Annotated in this window: 1 protein-coding gene; it reads left to right on the top strand. The window is 39.2% G+C overall.

The window, feature by feature from the left end:
* Positions 1–445: 445 nt before the first annotated feature.
* Positions 446–973 carry an AlbA family DNA-binding domain-containing protein gene (locus PG899_RS24105; RefSeq protein ID WP_270697822.1) on the top strand — a complete coding sequence of 176 codons (528 nt, stop codon included), beginning with the start codon at positions 446–448 and terminating at the stop codon, positions 971–973.
* The last annotated feature ends 64 nt before the right edge of the window (positions 974–1,037 follow it).

The following is a 1,037-nucleotide window of genomic DNA, read 5'->3' as shown; positions in this document are numbered from 1 at the left end:
ATCGGCTCAAACATGAAGAAATGAAATGACTGAGTCAGCCGAGAAGAATTTCCCCGCTTATTCGCACCTTCCCTAGCTCTGCCTCTTGAAAATCTGCTTTCGGACTACCTCAAAAATAGAAATGACTTCATACACAACAATGATCAAATACCAGAGTGGGATTTAAATACAGAAAGAGGTAGATGTGTTGCAAAACAGTTTACAGTTAATTTATTACGTCAAGCGCATAAAGTAAATGAAATATTCTCTGCTCTTATTTCTCGTTGGCAGGAACAAACTGGTATTTATCCACCAGAACCACATGGCGGAGAAGAATATATACGAAGTATTGATGATAAATATGGAGCGGTAATCGACATTTTATTTATGTCAAAAACCTAAAAGATTTATATGCTAGGACAATGAAATACGTCACAGCATGTGTTAGTTACTTGAGGAAGCTTAGTTGATAATTGAAGATTTAATAAAAAATGGTGAAAGTCAAACAGTCGAATTCAAAGAGCGAATTACCGCGCCTCAAATGCTAGCAAGGATAATTTCAGCATTTTCAAACACTGACGGTGGTACAATATTAATTGGCATTAGAGAGCCTAATATAGTCGTAGGCATAGATCCTGAGAGGTTCGAGAACACTTATCAACAAGCGGTTCAGCGTGTGACTGGGCTTGCAAAGACCTCAAGCGAAATTATTGAACTTAATAATAAAAAGATAGGTGTCATCCACGTCGAAAAAGCAGTTTCCCCCGTAGGCTCAAGCGAGGGCTATTTTACAAGACTCGGCGAGTCAGACCGTGCTTTAGGCCCTGAGCAATTAAAACAGCTTTTTGCTAAAGAGATTAGTATTAACAATGCGGTTGATTCCCTTAGTCAAACAGTTTCAAAACAAACAGAAGAAATTGGAAAGCTCCGTGAGTCATTTGAAAGTGCAAATTCTTGGAAACGTAAATTCTTCTATGCTCTACTAAATAGCTGATCCTAATTTCGCTCCAGTTGCATAAGCCCATGTCCATTACCGGGGAACGGGGCGGCATGATCCA

Origin of the sequence: Aeromonas sp. QDB39, from assembly GCF_027707585.1 — a bacterium.
Lineage (GTDB): Bacteria > Pseudomonadota > Gammaproteobacteria > Enterobacterales > Aeromonadaceae > Aeromonas > Aeromonas hydrophila.
This window is presented reverse-complemented; position numbering and strand designations above follow the sequence as displayed.